This is a genomic window from Ruminococcus sp. 1001713B170207_170306_F1, from assembly GCF_015668065.1.
Taxonomy (GTDB): Bacteria; Bacillota; Clostridia; order Lachnospirales; family Lachnospiraceae; genus Blautia_A; species Blautia_A faecis.
Window position 1 is genome coordinate 1 of record NZ_JADPEX010000067.1, and the last position, 1,420, is coordinate 1,420.

Annotated in this window: 2 protein-coding genes; both read right to left on the bottom strand. The window is 35.8% G+C overall.

Annotated features, from left to right (window positions below; translation table 11 throughout):
• Positions 1–43 precede the first annotated feature (43 nt).
• Positions 44–397, bottom strand: a complete 354-nt coding sequence (locus I4V84_RS19475; RefSeq protein ID WP_195993197.1) for a hypothetical protein — start codon at positions 395–397, stop codon at positions 44–46.
• An 84-nt stretch (positions 398–481) separates the two neighbouring features.
• The coding region (locus I4V84_RS19480; RefSeq protein ID WP_195993198.1) for a DUF5688 family protein at positions 482–1,420 on the bottom strand (939 nt) is incomplete at its 5' end.

The window sequence follows — 1,420 nt, forward strand, 5'->3', positions numbered from 1 at the left end:
CATCTTAAGAATCCTGCGTTGCAGGATTCTTACCGCTTTTTAGTCAGGATTGCGAACTTGTTTCGCAATTACCTATGGAGTAATTATTTACATTCTTTGTTTTTTCGAAGAATCCAGCCTTACTTATTTTTTTAATTTCTTCTGTAACAGTATCTCCGATTTTATCTACAGAAACACCATCCAGGTAATCCTCATATAACTCTTCCGTATGGATTCCACATACTTCTTTCCCTTCTGAACTTACACGACATTCCACAAATAAACGGTCTCCATTCTGAGCCATTCCCTCTTCATCTTTTGCTTCAAAATAAATTCGCTCTTCTTGCAGATTTAAAGCATCTAACAGATACGCTCTTAAGTTTTCGACAAACTTCTCATAACTTAAAATTTCACTCATAGTATTTTCATTTCCTTTCGTTAGGATTATACAGATACTGCTTACCACTTAACTATTACACAGCCTTATCTACCTTTCTAATAATCAGTGCGCTTCCTTTAAATTAACCGTAGTAAAGTTAACCTTTACTTTTTCCATATATACAGAAAGCTTATCTTCGATTCTGCTATAGTAGTAGAGTTCTTCTGACAATGAATCTTCATACCAAATACCATTATCATAGTCGGTTTCCATTATATGGAGTTCATCCTTAATATCTTCTAAATTACTCTCATTTACACTGTAAATTGAACTTTCGTTTCTGCTTGTAAATAAAATGTACAAATCACTTTCCATAAGCTGTGCCAGTCTTTGAAGGACACCAGGGAAAAATACGGAAACCGCTCCATTTTCTTTTGCATTGGTGCAGAGCTGAACCCCCATAACTTTATCACTTTTCGATAAGCAAAATGCTCCATTGTCCATAAAGGATCCTCCCGACTTGTTCTTACCATTTGTATAAATGAAAGGGGGTGTCATCTGGCAGGTATTTTTTAACGCCTCTTCCATAACAGCCTCTTTTGTCATTTTCCATTGCTTCAAATGCTGATTTTTTATCTTCACACAAAAATACTCGTTCGTATTACTAAGCATCATATACACGACACAAGCGATATCTCCAACATCCTTATGCACTGCATCTTCCAACTCAAGCGAATGCGCTTTCTTGTTTAGCGGTTTTACAAAAAGGTATTTTCTGATTTTTTGGTAACTGTCTGGAGTCATCTCGCCCTCTAACATGCCAACCGTTTTCAGTTTCTCGATTTCATCTTGTACAGAATATGAAATTGACTCCATCGAACTCCCTTCCATACAACGCTCATATAAATCTTTCACGTCAATACCGCACAGTTGTTTTCCACTTGAATTTTCAAATGCCTCCACAAATAAGCGATCCTTATTATCTATGGCTTTCTTTTTAAAAAATATTTGCTGTTCCTGTAAATGCAAAGCATTTAAAAGCTGTTTTCTTAATACCTCAAC